The organism is Arthrobacter oryzae, assembly GCF_037911235.1.
In the GTDB taxonomy this organism is placed as follows: Bacteria; Actinomycetota; Actinomycetes; order Actinomycetales; family Micrococcaceae; genus Arthrobacter; species Arthrobacter oryzae_E.
Map to the genome: position 1 here is coordinate 1 of NZ_JBBLYW010000068.1, position 2,319 is coordinate 2,319.

3 protein-coding genes are annotated in these 2,319 nt (G+C 63.4%); 2 read left to right on the forward strand and 1 reads right to left on the reverse strand.

The annotated features are described in order from the left end of the window. The first annotated feature begins 57 nt into the window (after positions 1 to 57). Positions 58 to 1,017 carry an endonuclease domain-containing protein gene (locus WMN78_RS19875; RefSeq protein WP_340535481.1) on the forward strand — a complete coding sequence of 320 codons (960 nt, stop codon included), beginning with the start codon at positions 58 to 60 and terminating at the stop codon, positions 1,015 to 1,017. A gap of 45 nt (positions 1,018 to 1,062) precedes the next feature. Here the strand turns inward: WMN78_RS19875 and WMN78_RS19880 are convergent, their stop codons facing one another. Beyond that, positions 1,063 to 1,572 (reverse strand): DUF2306 domain-containing protein, encoded by a 510-nt coding sequence (locus tag WMN78_RS19880; protein ID WP_340535482.1) that lies wholly within the window; start codon positions 1,570 to 1,572, stop codon positions 1,063 to 1,065. Positions 1,573 to 1,673: 101 nt separating this feature from the next. Between WMN78_RS19880 and WMN78_RS19885 the strand changes: the two genes are divergently transcribed. Then, the gene (locus WMN78_RS19885; protein ID WP_340535483.1) at positions 1,674 to 2,297 is read left to right on the forward strand and encodes a MerR family transcriptional regulator; all 624 of its coding nucleotides are present in this window, start codon (positions 1,674 to 1,676) and stop codon (positions 2,295 to 2,297) included. Positions 2,298 to 2,319: the final 22 nt, after the last annotated feature.

Here is a 2,319-nt window from a genome sequence, read left to right on the forward strand (position 1 = left end):
TGGACCACCTGTGGATATCTTCTGCGGTGTCATCGATTTTCGGGACACAATGCCAGCATGAAAAAGTGCAACAATTTGCCTGGGCTGTTGGCAACCGCTCCATTCACAGTGGAGTCGGCACGGGCCGCCGGAGTATCCCCGGACAGGCTGCGACGAAAGGACGTGGTCCATATTGGACGCGGACTGTACCGCCCGTCGGACTGGAGCTTTGAACTGGAAGCGGCGGCGCGGGCGCTGTCTGCCGCGTCGCCCGGCGCCTGGATCTCCCACGTCACCGCGGCACGGCTGCGGTGCCAGTTGCTGCCGCCCTGGCTGGCGGGCTCAACGGAGCTGCATTTGAGCAAACCTCGGTCCCTGCCCTCTGTGCGCCGCAAGGGCGTCGTCGGCCATACGGTCTTTGCCCGCGAGGATGAGATTGAATCGATCGACGGCATCAGCATCAGCACCCGGTCGCGGACCTGGCTCGATCTGGCTCGGCGGCTGTCAGTAAATGACCTGGTATGCCTCGGCGATCAGCTGATCCGCATCCCGCGCGTGGACTTCGAGGGCCGGACGCAGCCATACGACACCCTGGACGGGCTCCGTTCCCTGGTCGGCCGCCATCCAAACCTGCAGGGCGTTGTCCGTGCCAGGGATGCCCTGGACCTAATGCGGGTCGGGTCGGACTCCGCGCCCGAATCGCTGCTCCGCCTGGCCATGGCCGATGCCGGCCTTCCTGAACCGGACCTGCAGCTGTCATTGCGCGATGCTGACGGCGTGTCCCCAAGCGCCGATCTCGGATACCGCCACCGGCGGGTCGCCATCCAGTACGACGGCGAACATCACCTTCTTGACGCCCAGTCCCTTAGCGACCGGCGGCGAAACAAGGCGTTCGAATCGGCTGGCTGGACTGTTCTGATATTCGACAAGGACGATCTTGCTGACGACTTCCAAAGCGCCATCGGGAAGATTAAGCGGACGCTGCGCACTGCGTGGCTGGATCATTCCCATGCATCTGGCTTCGCGGACGCGGGGTGAGAGAGCGTCGCAGCCAAACCCACCAAACGTGAGAGAGCGTCGCGCCTAAACGCGCAGGGAGTGAGAGAGCGTTCGGTCTGCTGAACCGCGCACCACGCCCGCACGGCCACCGCGCTTGAGCGAAACGAACGTCACCAGCACCGTCAGCACCACCAGCCCCGCGACGTATGCCGCGGTGGCCGGGTCCACGGCAAGGAGCTGCGGGATGGCCCGCCCGGGCACCGCCACGGCAAAGACAAATGCCACGGCAATGCCGATGTAGCTGCCAATCATGTTGCCCAGGTGCGACGGGATGTTGCGACGGATGGCACTGACAAGGCCGAGGGTGACTGTCACGATGGTGAAGGCCGACAGCCCGTGCAGCCAAGTGAAATGACCGGCCGTCACGATCCAGAAACTACTGAAGCAGACGTAGTACATGGCGGCCACCCACAGGTAGCCCATGGTGCGGTGAATGCCGTCGCGGCGCCGACGAAGGATTTGAAAGGGGCCGATCGCGAGGACAAAGAGTGCGGCGATTACGTGGCTGACCAGCAGTACATTCCAGTGCTCCATAGCATTAGGATAGAGCCACTATCCAAGCCCTGTACATCAGGATAGTGACCGCCGGATCCGCTATCCAATAGCTCACCTCCGTCGCCGGAAGGAATTCGGGAATGCAGCTCAAGGAACTGAGCGAACAGTCGGGAGTCTCGGCTGCCAGCATCAAGTACTACCTGCGCGAGGGGCTGCTGCCTGCCGGCGACGCAATCAATGCAACCCGCGCGCGGTATTCCGCCAGGCACGTCGAGCGTCTCGAACTGATCCATGCACTCCGCCGGATCGTTGGACTGAACATCGAGCAGATCCGCGGCATCCTCAAAATGGCCGACGACGGCGCTCCGCGGCTTGATCTGTTGGCGGCAGTTCAGCGCGTCGTGCTGGAGTTGGACAGCGTCGCCACAGCTGACGGCGGGGTCGGCACACGGGCGGCTGACGCCGTCGTACGCCTGAGGGGCTGGCCAGATTCCCCGAGTGATGCCCGAAACGCACTGAATGCCCATCTGGAGCTGATGGAAAGCCTCAACATTCCGGTTTCCGGAGAACTCCTGGACACGTACAGCAAGGCGATGGACGACGTCGCCGGGGTCGACATTGCGGCCACGACTGCCCCGGACAGCGTCGACGAACTGATCCTTACTGCAGCCGTCGGCATGCACGTGCACAGCCAGCTGGTGCTGAAGCTCCTGGCACTCGCCCAGGCCAGCCACGCCATCCGCCGCTACGAAAGGGACGCTTAAAGCGCAACGCTCCCCCACCGAA